The sequence below is a fragment of the Snodgrassella gandavensis genome, assembly GCF_914768025.1.
GTDB lineage: Bacteria > Pseudomonadota > Gammaproteobacteria > Burkholderiales > Neisseriaceae > Snodgrassella > Snodgrassella gandavensis.
In genome coordinates, this window is record NZ_CAJZCE010000003.1 from 1 (window position 1) to 15,611 (window position 15,611).

17 protein-coding genes are annotated in these 15,611 nt (G+C 39.1%); 9 read left to right on the plus strand and 8 right to left on the minus strand.

Going from position 1 to position 15,611, the window contains the following annotated elements; genetic code table 11:
• The 5 genes from MJ764_RS03215 to MJ764_RS03235 form a co-directional block, all read left to right on the plus strand.
• Positions 1-619, plus strand: a 619-nt coding sequence (locus tag MJ764_RS03215; RefSeq protein ID WP_239324562.1) for a hypothetical protein, incomplete at its 5' end; no start/stop codon positions are given.
• 8 nt (positions 620-627) lie between these two features.
• Positions 628-1,098, plus strand: coding sequence for a hypothetical protein (locus tag MJ764_RS03220; protein ID WP_174829293.1), 471 nt, complete (start codon positions 628-630; stop codon positions 1,096-1,098).
• Between the two features lie 398 nt (positions 1,099-1,496).
• Complete coding sequence (locus MJ764_RS03225; RefSeq protein ID WP_239324564.1) at positions 1,497-2,180, plus strand: hypothetical protein; 684 nt, start codon at positions 1,497-1,499, stop codon at positions 2,178-2,180.
• Positions 2,181-2,285: 105 nt separating this feature from the next.
• Positions 2,286-3,341 (plus strand): VENN motif pre-toxin domain-containing protein, encoded by a 1,056-nt coding sequence (locus MJ764_RS03230; RefSeq protein ID WP_275415242.1) that lies wholly within the window; start codon positions 2,286-2,288, stop codon positions 3,339-3,341.
• On the plus strand, positions 3,341-3,793 hold the full coding sequence (locus MJ764_RS03235) for a hypothetical protein (protein WP_239324568.1): 453 nt from the start codon (positions 3,341-3,343) through the stop codon (positions 3,791-3,793). The genes MJ764_RS03230 and MJ764_RS03235 overlap by 1 nt, the downstream gene beginning before the upstream one ends.
• A gap of 44 nt (positions 3,794-3,837) precedes the next feature.
• Here MJ764_RS03235 and MJ764_RS03240 read toward each other — a convergent pair whose 3' ends face one another.
• Complete coding sequence (locus MJ764_RS03240; RefSeq protein WP_239324570.1) at positions 3,838-4,083, minus strand: hypothetical protein; 246 nt, start codon at positions 4,081-4,083, stop codon at positions 3,838-3,840.
• On the opposite strand from MJ764_RS03240, the gene MJ764_RS03245 reads away from it, so the two are divergent.
• The 3 genes from MJ764_RS03245 (at position 4,054) to MJ764_RS03255 (ending at position 6,116) form a co-directional block, all read left to right on the plus strand.
• The gene (locus tag MJ764_RS03245; RefSeq protein ID WP_239324572.1) at positions 4,054-5,283 is read left to right on the plus strand and encodes a VENN motif pre-toxin domain-containing protein; all 1,230 of its coding nucleotides are present in this window, start codon (positions 4,054-4,056) and stop codon (positions 5,281-5,283) included. The genes MJ764_RS03240 and MJ764_RS03245 overlap by 30 nt on opposite strands.
• Positions 5,284-5,436: 153 nt before the next feature.
• Complete coding sequence (locus MJ764_RS03250; RefSeq protein ID WP_239324574.1) at positions 5,437-5,595, plus strand: hypothetical protein; 159 nt, start codon at positions 5,437-5,439, stop codon at positions 5,593-5,595.
• Positions 5,595-6,116 (plus strand): hypothetical protein, encoded by a 522-nt coding sequence (locus MJ764_RS03255; protein WP_239324576.1) that lies wholly within the window; start codon positions 5,595-5,597, stop codon positions 6,114-6,116. The genes MJ764_RS03250 and MJ764_RS03255 overlap by 1 nt, the downstream gene beginning before the upstream one ends.
• Positions 6,117-6,305: 189 nt before the next feature.
• On the opposite strand, the gene MJ764_RS11420 is transcribed toward MJ764_RS03255, so the two are convergent.
• Positions 6,306-6,428, minus strand: a complete 123-nt coding sequence (locus MJ764_RS11420; protein ID WP_275415233.1) for a hypothetical protein — start codon at positions 6,426-6,428, stop codon at positions 6,306-6,308.
• Between the two features lie 21 nt (positions 6,429-6,449).
• Here MJ764_RS11420 and MJ764_RS03260 point away from each other — a divergent pair, with 21 nt between their 5' ends.
• The gene (locus MJ764_RS03260; RefSeq protein ID WP_239324578.1) at positions 6,450-6,902 is read left to right on the plus strand and encodes a hypothetical protein; all 453 of its coding nucleotides are present in this window, start codon (positions 6,450-6,452) and stop codon (positions 6,900-6,902) included.
• A gap of 40 nt (positions 6,903-6,942) precedes the next feature.
• On the opposite strand, the gene MJ764_RS03265 is transcribed toward MJ764_RS03260, so the two are convergent.
• The 6 genes from MJ764_RS03265 to rplI all read right to left on the minus strand — a co-directional run bounded on the left by MJ764_RS03265 (position 6,943) and on the right by rplI (position 15,606).
• The gene (locus tag MJ764_RS03265) at positions 6,943-8,838 is read right to left on the minus strand and encodes an ATP-binding protein (protein ID WP_239324579.1); all 1,896 of its coding nucleotides are present in this window, start codon (positions 8,836-8,838) and stop codon (positions 6,943-6,945) included.
• A gap of 1,299 nt (positions 8,839-10,137) precedes the next feature.
• Entirely contained in the window at positions 10,138-10,743 is a 606-nt protein-coding gene (gene recR / locus MJ764_RS03270) for a recombination mediator RecR (protein ID WP_239324581.1), read from the minus strand.
• Positions 10,744-10,997: 254 nt separating this feature from the next.
• Positions 10,998-11,339, minus strand: coding sequence for a YbaB/EbfC family nucleoid-associated protein (locus MJ764_RS03275; RefSeq protein WP_239324583.1), 342 nt, complete (start codon positions 11,337-11,339; stop codon positions 10,998-11,000).
• A gap of 55 nt (positions 11,340-11,394) precedes the next feature.
• The gene (gene dnaX / locus MJ764_RS03280) at positions 11,395-13,377 is read right to left on the minus strand and encodes a DNA polymerase III subunit gamma/tau (RefSeq protein WP_239324585.1); all 1,983 of its coding nucleotides are present in this window, start codon (positions 13,375-13,377) and stop codon (positions 11,395-11,397) included.
• Positions 13,378-13,954: 577 nt separating this feature from the next.
• Complete coding sequence (mltB, locus tag MJ764_RS03285; RefSeq protein WP_239324587.1) at positions 13,955-15,031, minus strand: lytic murein transglycosylase B; 1,077 nt, start codon at positions 15,029-15,031, stop codon at positions 13,955-13,957.
• A gap of 119 nt (positions 15,032-15,150) precedes the next feature.
• Entirely contained in the window at positions 15,151-15,606 is a 456-nt protein-coding gene (rplI, locus tag MJ764_RS03290; protein WP_239324589.1) for a 50S ribosomal protein L9, read from the minus strand.
• Between the last annotated feature and the right edge of the window lie 5 nt (positions 15,607-15,611).

Below are 15,611 nucleotides of genomic sequence, written 5' to 3' on the forward strand. Positions count from 1 at the left end.
TTTAAATACCGTAATAAATGCAATTACACTAAGACGAGGCAAGGCATTATCGGCTAAGGAAATACAGTCGATTACAAATAGATACAACAATAACGCCGGAAGTCTTGTAACAGCAAATGGACAGGTAATAAAAAATGATGGGCATCTGAGTACAGCCAGCGAATCGCGTGGGGCGACACAGAGCGGTGGAAAAGGTAAGGTGGAAGGTGCGGAGAAAGGAAATAAGAGTGGTAATGAGCTGATAGATAAAACCAATTTAAAAGCCAATGAAAATAAACCAATAGTTAATCCAGCCACTAATAAAGCAGCAGGTGAACATACTATTGTACGGTCAGGAAAAGCCCCAAAAACCTCAACGCCAAACTCAATTTATGAAGTATCGAGGGCTGATGGTTCTAGAAGTGTTACTTATTATGATGATAAAGGCAGAACATTTTCACGTGAAGATTATGGGCAACAAAAAACTCATGGTCAATTAGGATATGACTCTAATGGGAAGGTTCCTCCTCATGAACATAAAATCACCTATAATGAAAGGGGTTACGTAGATAAGCACTTTTATAGAAAATTAGATGCAAATGGTAAGCCAGTTGGTCCGTGGATTGTAGACAAGAAATAGGAATTACTATGTCAAATGATGTATATGGGTATTTGTTACCAGATCTAAATAAAGATTATGCAGGTCAACTGAAAAATTATATAGGAGCAAATTCTCTAAAGATTCAAAAAATAGAAAAAAATAAATTATTTAACTACCCTGCTGATTTAATTCCAAATCAATATGCATTTATATTTGATATTGCTGATGGTTCTAATTCAGTTAATGCTACCTATTTAATAGATTATAATGAATATGATCCAGATACAGCGGATATAGGATTTCCTGCTAATCCTAAAGAGCGTCTAAATATACTTATTGATACATTGATTGACATGATTAAAATTACTAATGCATCAAAAATGGTTGTATCTATGACCGAATGCAACCAAATAGAAACTATTAAAAAAATAAATTTCTCTGAAATGAGGGAAGTAATTCATACAGATTTTGAAGAATATCAGGGACCTCCAGACACTCTTTACGAAATCATATGTTAACTAAAATCATAAATAATATTTGAATATTACATAACGAATATGGATTTTGATTTTCTTATTGCATGGGAAACTTCTGCTCAAATACTAATTGGTTCTGGAAAGGCTAAAGAATGGGTTGAAAATTTGATAAACCGCAGTACATAAAAAATAATTAGAGTAATTGTCAATTACCCAGTTCTATATTTTAAGTTATAGTGCTGGGTAATTTTATATAGAAATTAAGTACTGCATAAGCCAGAGCGGTGTCAACATCCGCTTTAACGCCGTCAACCAACAATCCGGCCTCTTTGCCGGCAACAACGGCTACTACATCACAACCGACAGCTTATTATGTATATTGATATATATCAGACAAAAATTCTTAAAACAGAATTTAAATTTAAGTGAGGAATATCTTTATGGTCAAAACAATTAATATAACAATAATTTTTTTATTTATATGTAATTTTGTTTATGCCGAAAGGTTACATCCACAATTAATTGCCAACTTGGAAAATAATAATGTATTAATTAAAAAAATAAAAGTTAGCACTGATCCTCTTGAAAAAGGATATGACTATTTATTGAAATCAGATAAAAAACGTGCAAATAATATACTAATATATCAAAGTAAAAAATATATTTTTGATGATATGGGGCAGTTGGATACAGTATATAGTATGCAACCAAATCATAATAATATAATGATATTAACTTTTAAAAACTATGATTTAGATACTTTAGCCTTTTTTTTTAAACAAAAAGATAGTCAAAATAATAAAGACTTTTACCTATTCAAATTCCAATCGGGGAAATTTATTTCAGGTGCGTGGAATGATGAAATGACTCATGGATTAAGTGGGAGAGGCAAATGGGAAGAGGTAGATATGTTTGGTGTTAAAAAATGTGTCCCTAATTATAAAAATCAGTTTTGTGATCAATGGCAATTATTTAATGGTTATTCAGAAATAGGTAAAAGTGTAATATTTAGGACTCCTACAGATGATAAAAATTTTTTTAAGGCATTTAGTTTGAATCGAGATAAAATGCTTGAATTAGTGCCGTTACCAGATACAATGAAAGACTTACCTGCATTTCAGTGATCCCATTTTTAAGTACATGCAACAATGAAGATAAGCCGAAAGTAGCAACCAAATTTTACCAGCAGAATAGATGTAGCTTTTGTCGAGTATGAAAATCTGTAAAACATTGACCTATCGTCAGCAGTAGCCACCGTATCAGGCGGGCTAACGGGCGGTTCACTGGTTAATGCGCAGATAGCCGGAGTGGCTGGGCAGAATGCAGTGGAGAATAATTACCTTAGTGATGCACAAGCGGCTCAGGAACAGAAAGAGCTGAAGCAGTGCACAAATATAGGGTGCACTGCCAAAGTCAAGACTCAATGGGCTGCTATTAGTGCAGCACAGCAAGCCAGCTTTACCGCAGGTATCGTCGTCGGCCTGCCAGCAGAAACATATGATGCAGTAAAAGAACTGGTTCACATGACAACAAACCCAGGAGAAACCTATGAGGCTTTGAAAGGACTGTTCACCAGCGGCAACATTCTGGGAAATGTAAGTGATGCGGTAAAAGAATCGTACATAAACAGATTAAATAAGCTGGAAGAAGAATATCAAAGAGCTGGTGCTGGTGGTTCATATAAAGCGGGTATAGAAACTGGCAAATTACTACTGGATATGGCTGCTCTGGCAACGGGAGTTGGAGGTGCGGCGAAAGCAGGAATAAAGGTAACTGAAAAGGCGATAACCAAGGTTGCCAATGCTGCCAAAAAGGAGATTGTGAAAGAGACGAGTAGTTCAATACCAGCCTTACCATCAGCTAAAAAAGGTAGTGTAATAAGGAATGCACTAGAGGATCATGAATATCAACAAGCGTTAGATATAGTAAAATATAAAGGTGGTACTTTTAAAGGTGCAGAAAAAGCAAATTTTCAAGGAATTGATGGATGGTTAGACGGTATTCCTGTTCAGTTAAAGGAAGTGCAAGGTAAGAGTATTCACGCTGTAAGGCGAAATATTGTGGATGGGGCAAAGGATATGAGTAAGGCTGGTTATAAAGGAGACTTGTATATAGATGCTTCTAAAACAGGAGTAAGCATGAAAGAAATGATTGATCATTTTAAGCCAGGTTCGCCAGTATCAAATATAACAAAAGAAGGTACTGTGAAGAATATTCATATAAAGACTCAAGATGGGTGGTTAAATGTTACAAATGGTTCAATTATTAAAAGTAGGAACAAATAATGGCTAATGAAATTATGTTTCCGATTCAAAAAACGCCATCTTTTGAAGATTTATTGGAAATAATAGTAGAAGGCTTTGAGGAACATTCAATATCTACTAAGCAAGTGACGGTAGGATTATCTGCAAAAAAAGGGCTTGAACTGTCAGATAAATTTATAAGTATACAAGACCATCAGTATGGATATTTTTGTTGGATAACTTTTAATTATTTTGAACCTGAATTTAGAGAAGAAAAAGATATGGATTTTCCCATTATGGTGGGTATAAAAACTCGAGGTGAGAGTAAGTTAAAATTCTCTATTTTAATAGCTTATATATTAGCTAAAGCACTTAACGCCAGAATAATTTATGATGATGCTTATTTAGTACAGCAAAAAGAAGCTTATCCCGTTAATGAGTTAAAACCTTTTGTTGACAAATATGTAAAAGCTCTTTACTCAATACGTGAATAATGAAAAATAAATCCCATCCTATTTGACTACACAATATATAAAATCTAGGAAGGGATTCCCATGCCACCATCAGCCCGGGGCAGATCACCATCAACGGCAAACAGACCAGCGTAGAAGAACTGGGCATCCACAGCGACATCGACAGCGCCCACAGCAAAGTCAACCAACTGCCTGATCTGCAACAGATCATGGACAAACAATAGGCAGTAGCTGATGCCACCGCCACCATCGCCAACAGCGTGCGCACCCTTAGCGCCGACATGGCCAGAAAAGCCAACCAGGAGCGCCAACAGGCACGAGAAAAAGCCGAGCAGGAACTACAAACCAACAACCCTGAGCTGTGGCAGGATTACAATCAGCTAAGCGAAGACAAAAAACAACTGGTACTAAGAGAAACCAGCAAAGACTACCGCACAGCAGACGAGCAGGCACAATCATGGGGTATCGGCGGCGGCAAGAGCCGTGCCCTGAACGCCGTCACCAGTGCCGTCACCGGCATCCTCGGCGGCCAGACCAGCCTGCAAGCAGCCACCAACGCCCTCGCTCCCTATGCCGCAGAATTAATCGGCAAACAATTTGGCCATGGCGACAACCAGAACCAGGCCGCCCAACTGGTAGCGCATGCCCTACTGGGCGCCATCAGTGCCAGCGTAAACGGCGGTAATGCCGCCGCCGGAGCCGTAGGCGCCAGTGCAGCCGAGCTGGCAGCGCAATACCTGATTAAACAACTACCCAAAGATCAATACCCCGAAGCCATAGACCCGAGAACCGGCGAGATAGACCCGAACCGCTTACCGGAAAGCGTCAAAGCCAGCATCAGAGACCTATCATCAGCGGTGGCCACCGTATCAGGCGGGCTAACGGGCGGTTCACTGGTTAATGCGCAGATAGCCGGGGTAGTTGGGCAGAATGCAGTGGAGAATAATGTAGATTTAATCCAGCTGATATCACCAGCATCAGCTGCAATGTTGTCCAAGGATCCAAAACACCGCGAAGCCATGAAATTGGCTCACCAAATCAGGATGATGAACTCAGCAATAACAATAGCTACAGTAGGAGGAGGTTATGCAGTAGTAGGAGCCGGATACGTAGCACCAGAAGCGATAGCAGCGATATATTCAGCATGTAGGGTAAATCCGGCGGGATGTACAGTGATAGCAGTAGAATCCACGGATGTACTTGCCGGACTGGCAACAGGTGCAGTTACAGTAAGTAATTTACCTGCCTCAGCGATAAAGTCGACGAGTAAGATTGGCGGGAAGTATGCGGAAGAGATTGAGCAAATAGGTAAAGAGGTAGGTAAAGGTTCTGCTAAGGCTGGGAAAGGGGCAGTTGTAGTAAATGATTTGAAACCCCACGAAATAAAACAGGCTCAAAGAATAATTGATGAATTTGGTGGAGGATTTGAAGGAGTGCCAAAACTTACTGTAGGTAGTAAGCTAAATGGTAAAGCCATAACATCCTCAGATTATCCTGTTATTGATGGTTGATATACAGCTGCTTCAGGAAAAAAAGTCCCCGTAAGCTTAAAGGAGATTACATCTTCAAATCCATTATCAATATTACAAGATGTTAGTAAGGCAAATAAAACCGGTAAAGAGTTTAATATATTAAATGCAACTATGTATGTAGACGCAAAAAATATGTCTAGTGAACAATTAATTAAATTCGCCCAAAATGGACCTTTAAGTGGAAATGCATTACAACAAGGGGTTATTAATCAAGTTATAGTTAAAACTAAAGATGGTTTTGTAACTATAAACCCAAAATCAGTTATAAATAGTAAACCAAAGGAATGGTAATGAGCTTATCTTTAAGTGCCTTCTTAACTAAACCTATGAAAATAGAAGTATATCTTTTATCTTTACATGCTCAGAAAATATTTAATTTTTTATTAGGTGAATCAAAACAGTCTTTAAATATTTCTATTCAAAATTCTAAAGGGGAGGAGGTAAAAATAATTGAGCCTAATAATGAAATATATCGATTTACAGAAAATATGTTGCTTGGAGAAGGCGGATATATTTTATACATGCTTGATGAATATTGGAGATATCATAGTGATAAAGAAATTTATGAGTTTAGTATTACTGAAATTCACTTTGACAATAAAAGTTTTTTATTTATAGTTCAGTTATCAATTCTCATTGCGGTAGCACAAATTTCGGGAATTGATTATTTGAACGATACCCATGGTTTATTCAAGGAAACTAAAGAGGATAGAGTTAAAATTAAAGATTTATTAAATTTAAGAGTAAATTCTAACACTTACTCTATTAACGAGTCCCTTAAATTATTTTATAGCAAAATGCTTTTATCATAATAGTAGATAAACATGAGTCTATCGAGAATCTAAGCTATAAATAATGGTAGCCTTAACGTATTTAATCAGTTAATCTCCGTTACCGTTATTTTAACTACAACGGTCAACCCTATCCTAAATTTTGTGTATTTTGCTTTTACAGATAACAAAATTAATTGTTAGTATCATTAAACGGCAAATATACAAAATCTAGGATGAGGTTACCATCCCACCATCAGCCCGGGGCAGATTACCATCAACGGCAAACAGACCAGCGTAGAAGAACTGGGCATCCACAGCGACATCGACAGCGCCCACAGCAAAGTCAGCCAACTGCCGGATCTGCAACAGATCATGGACAAACAACAGGCAGTAGCTGATGCCACCGCCACCATCGCCAACAGCGTGCGCACCCTTAGCGCCGACATGGCCAGAAAAGCCAATCAGGAGCGGCAACAGGCACGAGAAAAAGCCGAGCAGGAACTACAAACCAACAACCCTGAGCTATGGCAGGATTACAACCAGCTCAGCGAAGACAAAAAACAACTGGTACTCAGAGAGACCAGCAAAGACTACCGCACAGCAGACGAACAAGCCCAATCATGGGGTATCGGCGGCGGCAAGAGCCGTGCCCTGAACGCCGTCACCAGTGCCGTGACCGGCATCCTTGGCGGCCAGACCAACCTGCAAGCAGCCACCAACGCCCTCGCACCCTATGCCGCAGAATTAATCGGCAAACAATTTGGCCATGGCGACAACCAAAACCAAGCCGCCCAACTGGTAGCTGCTGTTCAGGATTGGCATTGATAACGGCTTTGCCGATTAATTCACCATTGTGCTAATGCTATCAATCACATTCACCCTTTAATATCTTTAAAAATGTTTCATTTCTCGCTTCTGCATCAGAAAATATACTGCTTAATGAAACAAAGATTAAATGTACTTTTGAACCATCTAAATATCCGTAATATATACATCCTTTATTACTAAATACTTTAGTAAAGTGCCTATCTTTCATTGCGCTTTCAATATTTTCATCATTTCCATCAAAGTCACAGATGACATAACAATAGAAACTATTTATATTTTGCAGTACTTTTTCCGTAGCCCTTTTATATCTGGCAACCTGATCAATTGCTTTAAATTGCTCTGTATAATCAATATTTCCTTTTTTCAATTCAATCAATACCACATCTTTATATTCTGTACTTTCTTCTGGTTTATTATATAAAAGAAATAAATCAGGACGTTTTACAGATTGACAACTGGAATGGACACCATCAATTTCTTCAATTATTCTTTTGATTGTCACATCAGAAGCAATGTAAGCATAAGTCATAAACTTATCATCTAAAAGCCAGATGTTATTATGATACAAATGCGGTTTATTCACTTCATGATCACAGTTGACTGATAATTTTTGAGGAAAAAATAACTCATGTAATATATTCTCATTCTCATATAGACTCTTTAATTCCAACCCACGTTTGACAATCAAATTTCTATGAAAAATATATTTTGCCAGTTCATGCTTATTCTGTTCTGAAACTTTTTCAGCGATTTCATCAAGAGTGGCATTTTTATTTGCAAGCAAATTAATTAAATTGTCTTCTTCTTGATTTATTTTATCTCGATAAGCTTTGAGAATACTCGCTTCATCAAATGAAATATTGTCTAATTGAACATTACTAAAATCAATGTAACCATACAGCGCGCTTAGATTATCTAATCTAGCTTTATTTTCTTTTAATAATTCGGGTTCATGTTCACGAACAATATTAAAGCAGTAATTTTTAAGCATCTCTTCAAAATTCTTGCCTGGTTTGGGACTCAACATATCAAACTGATCTAATTCATCTTCTGAACCAAAATTAAATTGAGTTCTTTCAAGGTTGCTTTTTTGGTCAAAATAATCAGATGTTATAGCAAAAATATACTGCTTGTTAAAATTACCCGAGAATGAAAATGACTTAACGGTCAGATTATTGGCACAATAAAATATTTCTATACCTGTTTTTTTATAATCCAAAAAGGTATAAACGGTAAATTTACAATCATTCATTTTAAGATTTGCTTGAGCTAAGCAATGAATATTAAAACTACTTATTATTTCACCAAATGGTTTACCATTAACAAATACTCTGATATTGATAGTTTTCTGTGTTTCCTTTTGTTTTAAAAAAAGCATTAAATTAAATTTTTCTTTCAAAAAATTCACGCATGATTGAGCCTGTGTCTTCGGGTGTTTTAAATTTAAGTTGCTAAAAAATATTTTGGTATATGTATCTTTTTTAGAGGATTTCGTTCTAATTACATTTTCCTGACTGGCATTATACGAAAAATCGAAAGAAACATGTTCTCCCTCGTTTGATATACTATCAATACTAACCCTATCCGCTATTTTCAAAAATGAAAAACGACCGATGCCTTTACCCCCTATATTTTTTTTATTCTCTGTTGCCAACTCAAAAAAAGCATTAATATTTTTGGTAGTTAGACCTTCACCATTGTCGGTAATAATAATTTTACTTAAATTACCTAGATTCGAATTACTGCTATCGATATTAGTATGGTATTCATATTGTAGATCAATACCAATTTCCGTTGCATTAGCCTGAATACAGTTCATTACTGCTTCTTTTAAAACATCATTGACTGTAACGTTTTTATAAAAATGAGACAACATTCTTTTGATATTTGTTTTCATAAGATCAATGGTTTCATTAGTAACAGATGTAGTCATATAACTTTCATATTATTTTACCTCATAATCGTACAGGTATGCTATCATATAAGTATAATTAGTATTTTTAATTTAATTCCAAAATTTTAGATTTTTCATGTGTATTTACTTACGCTAAATGGCGAAATTTTTAATATTTTTTTATTTATATTTGCTACATATTTAATCTGCAATAGTGCTTTTTTGCTTCTTCTTAAAACTTAACTAATCTGTCCTGCTCGATATTTGAAGTATTAATGAAAAACTACCACAACTCATCAAATGTTAAACTGAACGACTAGTTCTCATCAAAGAGAAAGCTATCCTAAATCATAAAAATTTTAGGAGGTAGTTACATGAAATAAACTTAACACTAAAAAGGATTGGTATCAAACTATGATTTAGGATCATCTGTTTTTGAGCACAGGATAAGTCAATCAAGGAAAAGCTATTCATTTAAGACAGAAGATAATTGCAGTCTAGAAGAAACTGAACTACTTGTATCACAAAAGACCTGGCATTATATCGTTACTTAGCGATATCAAAGCATCATGCCTATTATCAGCGCAAAACAACTAAGCAGGAATCGGTCATATATTATGTCGATACGATATTGACTTTTTAATCGCAGCTATCAATCATATAAGACTAGGCGAATTCTTTTGCCTTGCAATAAGTGGACATCTACGCTTCTCGTCGTTACATTGCCCAGGTAATGGAATCGCTATCATTGAAAACATTAATTTAATGTGTATATTAAATGGCAGATTTAACCCATATTCGTGTTAACCATTACTGGAATTATTTATGTATGTTACTGAATTTATCTAATTGACAGATTGCCGGTTATAGTGTTGGCTAACATTAACAGCAATTTAGTAATGTCGACATTAAACTATATTAAGTAACCACTATTCATCATTAAATCTATTTCACTTCAATAGAGGAAAGATTTTAATAATCAGTTACTAGATAAATATTTCAATACATTTAATATTTAACCCTCTTTGAATAAAGCATTGGCATATAATAATGTATTAGCATAAACACTTTTTGAAAGCATTAGAACAGAATTTATTAAAGGAGGAAATTCATGATAATCCAAGAATAACAACAAGTCTTTGCAATTTATGCTTATTGGTAAAATCACAGAAGGTTACATTCTTTAGTTATGCTATTTGCCTCTCGTAGAATTTAACAAACACCCACCCCTTAATTTTGTTGTCTGAATATGTGTTGCCATTCCAAATTTCTGCCCTCTATCAGAATGAAATAAATTTAGGATAGCGATTGCTTAATTTGGCTTAATGCAGATGAAATTTATTTAATATTGCGCCGCTCATATACTGCTTGCGCTAAGGTACCGGCATCTACATATTCCAGCTCGCCGCCTAGAGGCATACCGTGCGCCAGTCGAGTGATTTTGGCCGGGAAATCCGCTAGCAACTGAGACAGAATATAAGCTGTTGCATTGCCGTCTGCGGTGAAACTGGTAGCAATGATGACTTCATCTACTTCATGTTCCTGTAGGCGAGTAATCAGCTTATCCAGAGCAATCGCTTTTAAATCCGCTCCCTGCGCTGGACTAACCTGCCCCATTAGCACAAAATACAGGCCATCATGGCAGTTGGCAGCCTCCATACTAGCCACATCCACCGGCATATGCACAATCATTAGCCTTTTAGGGTCGCGCTGCTCGTTGGCACAGATATCACACAATTCACTTTCACAAAAAGTGTTACACAAACGGCAATGGTGTACCTGCAATAAGGCCGCCTGAATAGCGGCTACCAATTCTTCAGCACCGGCACGTTTATGCTGTAATAATTCATAGGCCATGCGCTGCGCTGTTTTGGGGCCAACATTCGGCAACACCTTTAATGCGTTTGTTAAACGACTCAATGCATCAGTTGATTTAGGGCTCATCTGTTACTCATTAATAAATCGGCTGCTGATTCAATATTTTGACAAACCGGCAATAAGTGTAATTAATAACATAAAAATTTACTTTATTATTGCAACCAGAAATTTAGCTCTAGTTGTTAACAGAAATTTATTTATGATAGCCAATTTCTAAACTGGCCTGCTGTGCTCGCAGTAAGAATTAACTATTGGGAAATAGCACTGCTTCATTTCTGAGGAGAATAATCTTTAGAGGACTATTCTCCTATTACAGTGAATTATTTAAAAAAGTCACCCATGCCTGCCGGCAGATTCATACCCTGAGTAAATTGTCCCATCCTTTCGGAGGAAGTTGCTTCTGCTTTACGCACAGCATCATTCACAGCAGCAGCAATCAAATCTTCCAGCATCTCTTTGTCATCAGCAGCATCTGCTAACAGGCTGTCATCAATATGAATGCGTTTCACCCCATAATGACAGTTCATGGTTACCTTAACCATTCCGGCACCAGATTCACCTTCCACTTCTACATTAGCCAATTCTGCCTGCGCCTTTTTCATGCGTTCCTGCATTTGCTGCGCCTGCTTCATCAAACCACCTAAACCTGCTTTTCCAAACATGATAGCTTCCTTATACTTCAAATTTAAAGGGAAAAAATTAAACAAAATATTGCAATTATTCTTTATCCAGACGTAAGCTTTCTGGCACCCAGTTTGCATTAAATGTTTCCATCAGCATCTGTACTGCGGGCTGCGCCTCCAGTATAGATTGAGCCTGTTGCTGTTGTTCAGCATGTAATCGCTGCTGGCGCATTTGCGGTGTCTCTAGCGCACTCTGCTCCTGCCAGCTACTGGTATGCAACTGAATCGGGCAGCCATAAACTTCAGACAAGGTTTCTGCTAGCCGAGTCAGCAACTCGCGATTGGCTGTCGGCTCCCCCTGCTCTGCCAGCGCAATAGTTAAATCGCCACTATTTTCATCATAATTAGCAATTGCTGTATGTTGGCTAAACAACTGTACAGCCCCCAGCCGGTGCGCTAGCAAAGTTAAAATTTCCGGCCAGTTCTCTGCTGTTAGCGGTGGGAAATTATCCTTTGCCGTGGTTATTTCTGTTGCATCAGTCTGTGCTAGTATCAAGGTATCAGTATGCTCATCATGCTGTTTAGCTGATACCTGCTTATGCTCGTCCGTTTCTTTTGTATCCATCAATTCCGGTACAACAAAACTGCTATTATATGCATAGGGAATATTTTCCGCACTATTTTCCCATGGTGGCGGAGGTTCATCATCGGCCACAGCTGACTGGGAAGAGTGCATGATTGATGGCGATACATTTTCTGGTGTGGTACTAACAGCTACAGCCGGTATTGGTTCACTAACTGTTTCCAATTCTGCCGGTGCTGGTGCTGTATCTGTTTGAGGTACTACTGCCGCAGACTGTGGTACTGAAGTCGAAGCAGGCTCAGCTTGCTCGATAACAGGAGGTGTCGCTGCTGCCTGATGATTTGCCACCGGCGCATTTTGCAATTGTGTTCCGTCAATCTGTCCATGCAGGCGCTGCGTATTCATTGCTGCCAGTGGTGCAAAGGCCAGCATCCGCAGCAGTGTCATCACAAAACCGGCTTTTTCATCTGGAGCCAAAGGTAAATCAGCTTTACCGCGTAAGGCACATTGATAATACAGTTGAATCTGTTCACCGGAAAACAGACTGGCAAAGCGAGTTAAAGCTGTATATTCGGGTTCATCTTTGCCAATTGCGGTGGGTACGGATTGCAATATAGTTAAACGTTGCAATAACAATGCCATCTCAGTTAATGCACTGTCAAAACCCACCGCACAACTGGCCATCTCCTCAGCTTTGGATAATAAAGCCTGTCCATCACGTGCTGCCAGAGCCTCCAGTAATGCATACAGATAGCTTTTATCCACTGCACCAATCATATTGCGTACATCAGACTCAGCGACCTTGCCTGAACCAATGGCAATCGCCTGATCAAGCAGGCTAAGTGCATCGCGCATTGAACCGGCAGCAGCACGGCCTAACAGCAGCAGTGCGGCGTCTTCATAAGCAATCTGCTCTTGCTGCAATACATAAACCAGATGGTCATGTACTTGGGTGCTATTCAGATTACGCAGTACAAACTGAAGACAGCGGCTTAAAACCGTAATCGGCACTTTTTGCGGGTCTGTTGTCGCTAAAATGAATTTAACATGCTCTGGTGGCTCTTCCAGCGTTTTAAGCATGGCATTAAACGCACTTTTCGACAACATATGCACTTCGTCGATGATATAGACTTTGTAACGCCCCATCGTTGGCGCATATTGTGCGTTTTCCAGCACCTCGCGGATGTTATCAATTCCGGTATTGGAGGCTGCATCGATTTCTAGCACATCTACAAATCGGCCGGCATCAATCTGACGGCAAGTATCACACTGATTGCACGGTTCACCATGTTCAGCATGCAAACAGTTCAGGCTCTTGGCCAAAATACGGGCAATTGTGGTTTTACCTACCCCTCGCGTTCCTGTGAGCATATAAGCATGATGTAAACGCCCCTTATCAAGCGCATTTATCAATGCCTTGACCACATGCTCCTGACCCACTAAATCGGCAAACTTTTTCGGTCGCCATTTACGAGCTAATACTTGATAAGTCATAACCATCCACAACTGCCAGTCACAGTAAAATTCAAATACATTAATTTAAACTTTGTCCGGCAAAAATTCCAAACAAGCACCACATTGTAACCAAAAACCGGTGTCAATGGTTAGGATAAAAGACATGAATGAAGCGTTGCAAAGCAGAAGAAACAATCCCAAACAGGCTTTATTAATAAGGATTGAAAGATAAAATTCAACCTGAATCAGCAAAACGCCTTTAGCCATTGTTGTCGCAAGCTTGTGCCTGTTTCAAAATAGTTGTTCAGTTAATATTTACTATTAAACCAAACAGTCTGAATAACAGGAAACTGCTCTTTAAGCACTACACATTACTACTTAGCAAGGAAAACAATAGAGTACACCACCACAGCCCTACACTGGCTAACACGGCCTGTTTAATCTGCAACCAACTAATCGCAATTCCGGTAGTACACATCATATACTGTATGGATAGGTTTCGTCTTGATACCATCCTGCCTACCCTCTTTCAATCATCCAGACTGTCTGTGCAATCTGCTGCAATAAAAAGCCACCCGTCATGGCAGGTGGCTGGTGATTCAACAATAGATTAAATTTATAAATTTACATTCGCATCGGCCAGATTATTAGCAATCTGGCGAACTGCGGCTACATAATGCCGGCTGTGATTATATTGCCAGATAGTATAAAAATTATTCAGGCCAAACCAGTAATCATATTCACCGGGAGATTTTTCCAGACGATATAAAACACCTTTTTCCTGATTCCCAATCTGCGCCGGAATGACCACCCCCAGCTGACGCAACTGCCCGGCGGTATACTTCAGCCCAGTGGGTTCATCAATAATTTGCTGTAACTGTGGTGTCGACTGCATCGCTACCGGTACGGCAATCGGCGCACCAGACTGCCAGCCGTGCTGTTTCATATAATTGGCTACTGAAGCCAGTGTATCGCCAGAATTGCGCCAGATATCCCTACGACCATCGCCATCCCAGTCTACAGCATATTGACGAAAACTGGAGGGCATAAACTGCGGCATTCCCATGGCGCCGGCAAAACTGCCTTTAAAGCTGAATGGGTCCTGCTTTTCTTCATAGGCCAGTTGCAGAAACTCTGCTAGCTCACGCTGAAAATATTCTGCCCGGCGCGGGTAATGATAGCCTAGTGTAGTCAGCGCATCTGCTACACGATACGACCCCATCGTAGCACCATAATTGGTTTCAATACCCACTATTGCTATCAGCAATTGCGGTGCAACATCATAGTGTTTTGCTACCGCCTGAATTACCTCTGTATTATTCCGCCAGAAAACATTTCCAGCACTGATGCGAATATTACTGGCATTATTCTGTACAAATGTATACCACGGTAACGAAGTACCTGGCTTATCCATTCCACGGATAATACTTGGCCTGTAGTGCACTTGCCGAAAGAAATTCTCTAACTGCGCCCGGCTGTAATGTCCACGCCTGACCTCATTATCGATAAAACGGTTAACATCACTACGACCCAGTAAATCTAATCCACTATCGGTCAAAGCAAATATCTTTTCATCCGCAGACGAAGCCACATTTGCTGTCGCAACAGCCTGAACCGGCTTCTCCTGTACAGGCTGTGTGCTTTGACAGGCAGCCAGCAATAAAGCTGCACTTATAATCCGAACTAATTTCATTATTCTGGTTCCTAGCATATGCTTAATGCACATTTTAAACTATTCTTACCATTAATAACAAAAAAGCTGTCTGGAATAACCCAGACAGCTTACACTTTCCTGATGTGTGGTCAGTTTACTTATTCAGCAGCAGCCACAACAGTGACCATAATAGCCGCAACAGCATCGCTGTGCAAAGCCACTTCGACTTCATATTCGCCAATGGCTTTCAGCGGGCCATTAGGCAAACGTACATTGGCTTTAACTACTTCCACACCAAGCGCAGCTTTAATGGCTTCTGCAATATCGTGGGTAGTTACGGAACCAAATAGACGGCCATCCACACCAGCTTTTTGGGCAACACTGATCTTCTGACCATCCAGTTTCAGTTTACGTGCTTCAGCATCAGCCAGCACAGCAGCCTGATGTGCTTCATATTCAGCACGTTTTTCTTCAAATGCAGCCAGATTAGCAGCATTAGCACGCTGCGCTTTACCCTGAGGGATCAGGAAGTTACGCGCATAGCCATTTTTTACATTAACCAGATCACCCAGATTACCCAGGCCACCGACTTTTTCTAACAAAATAATTTGCATAATAA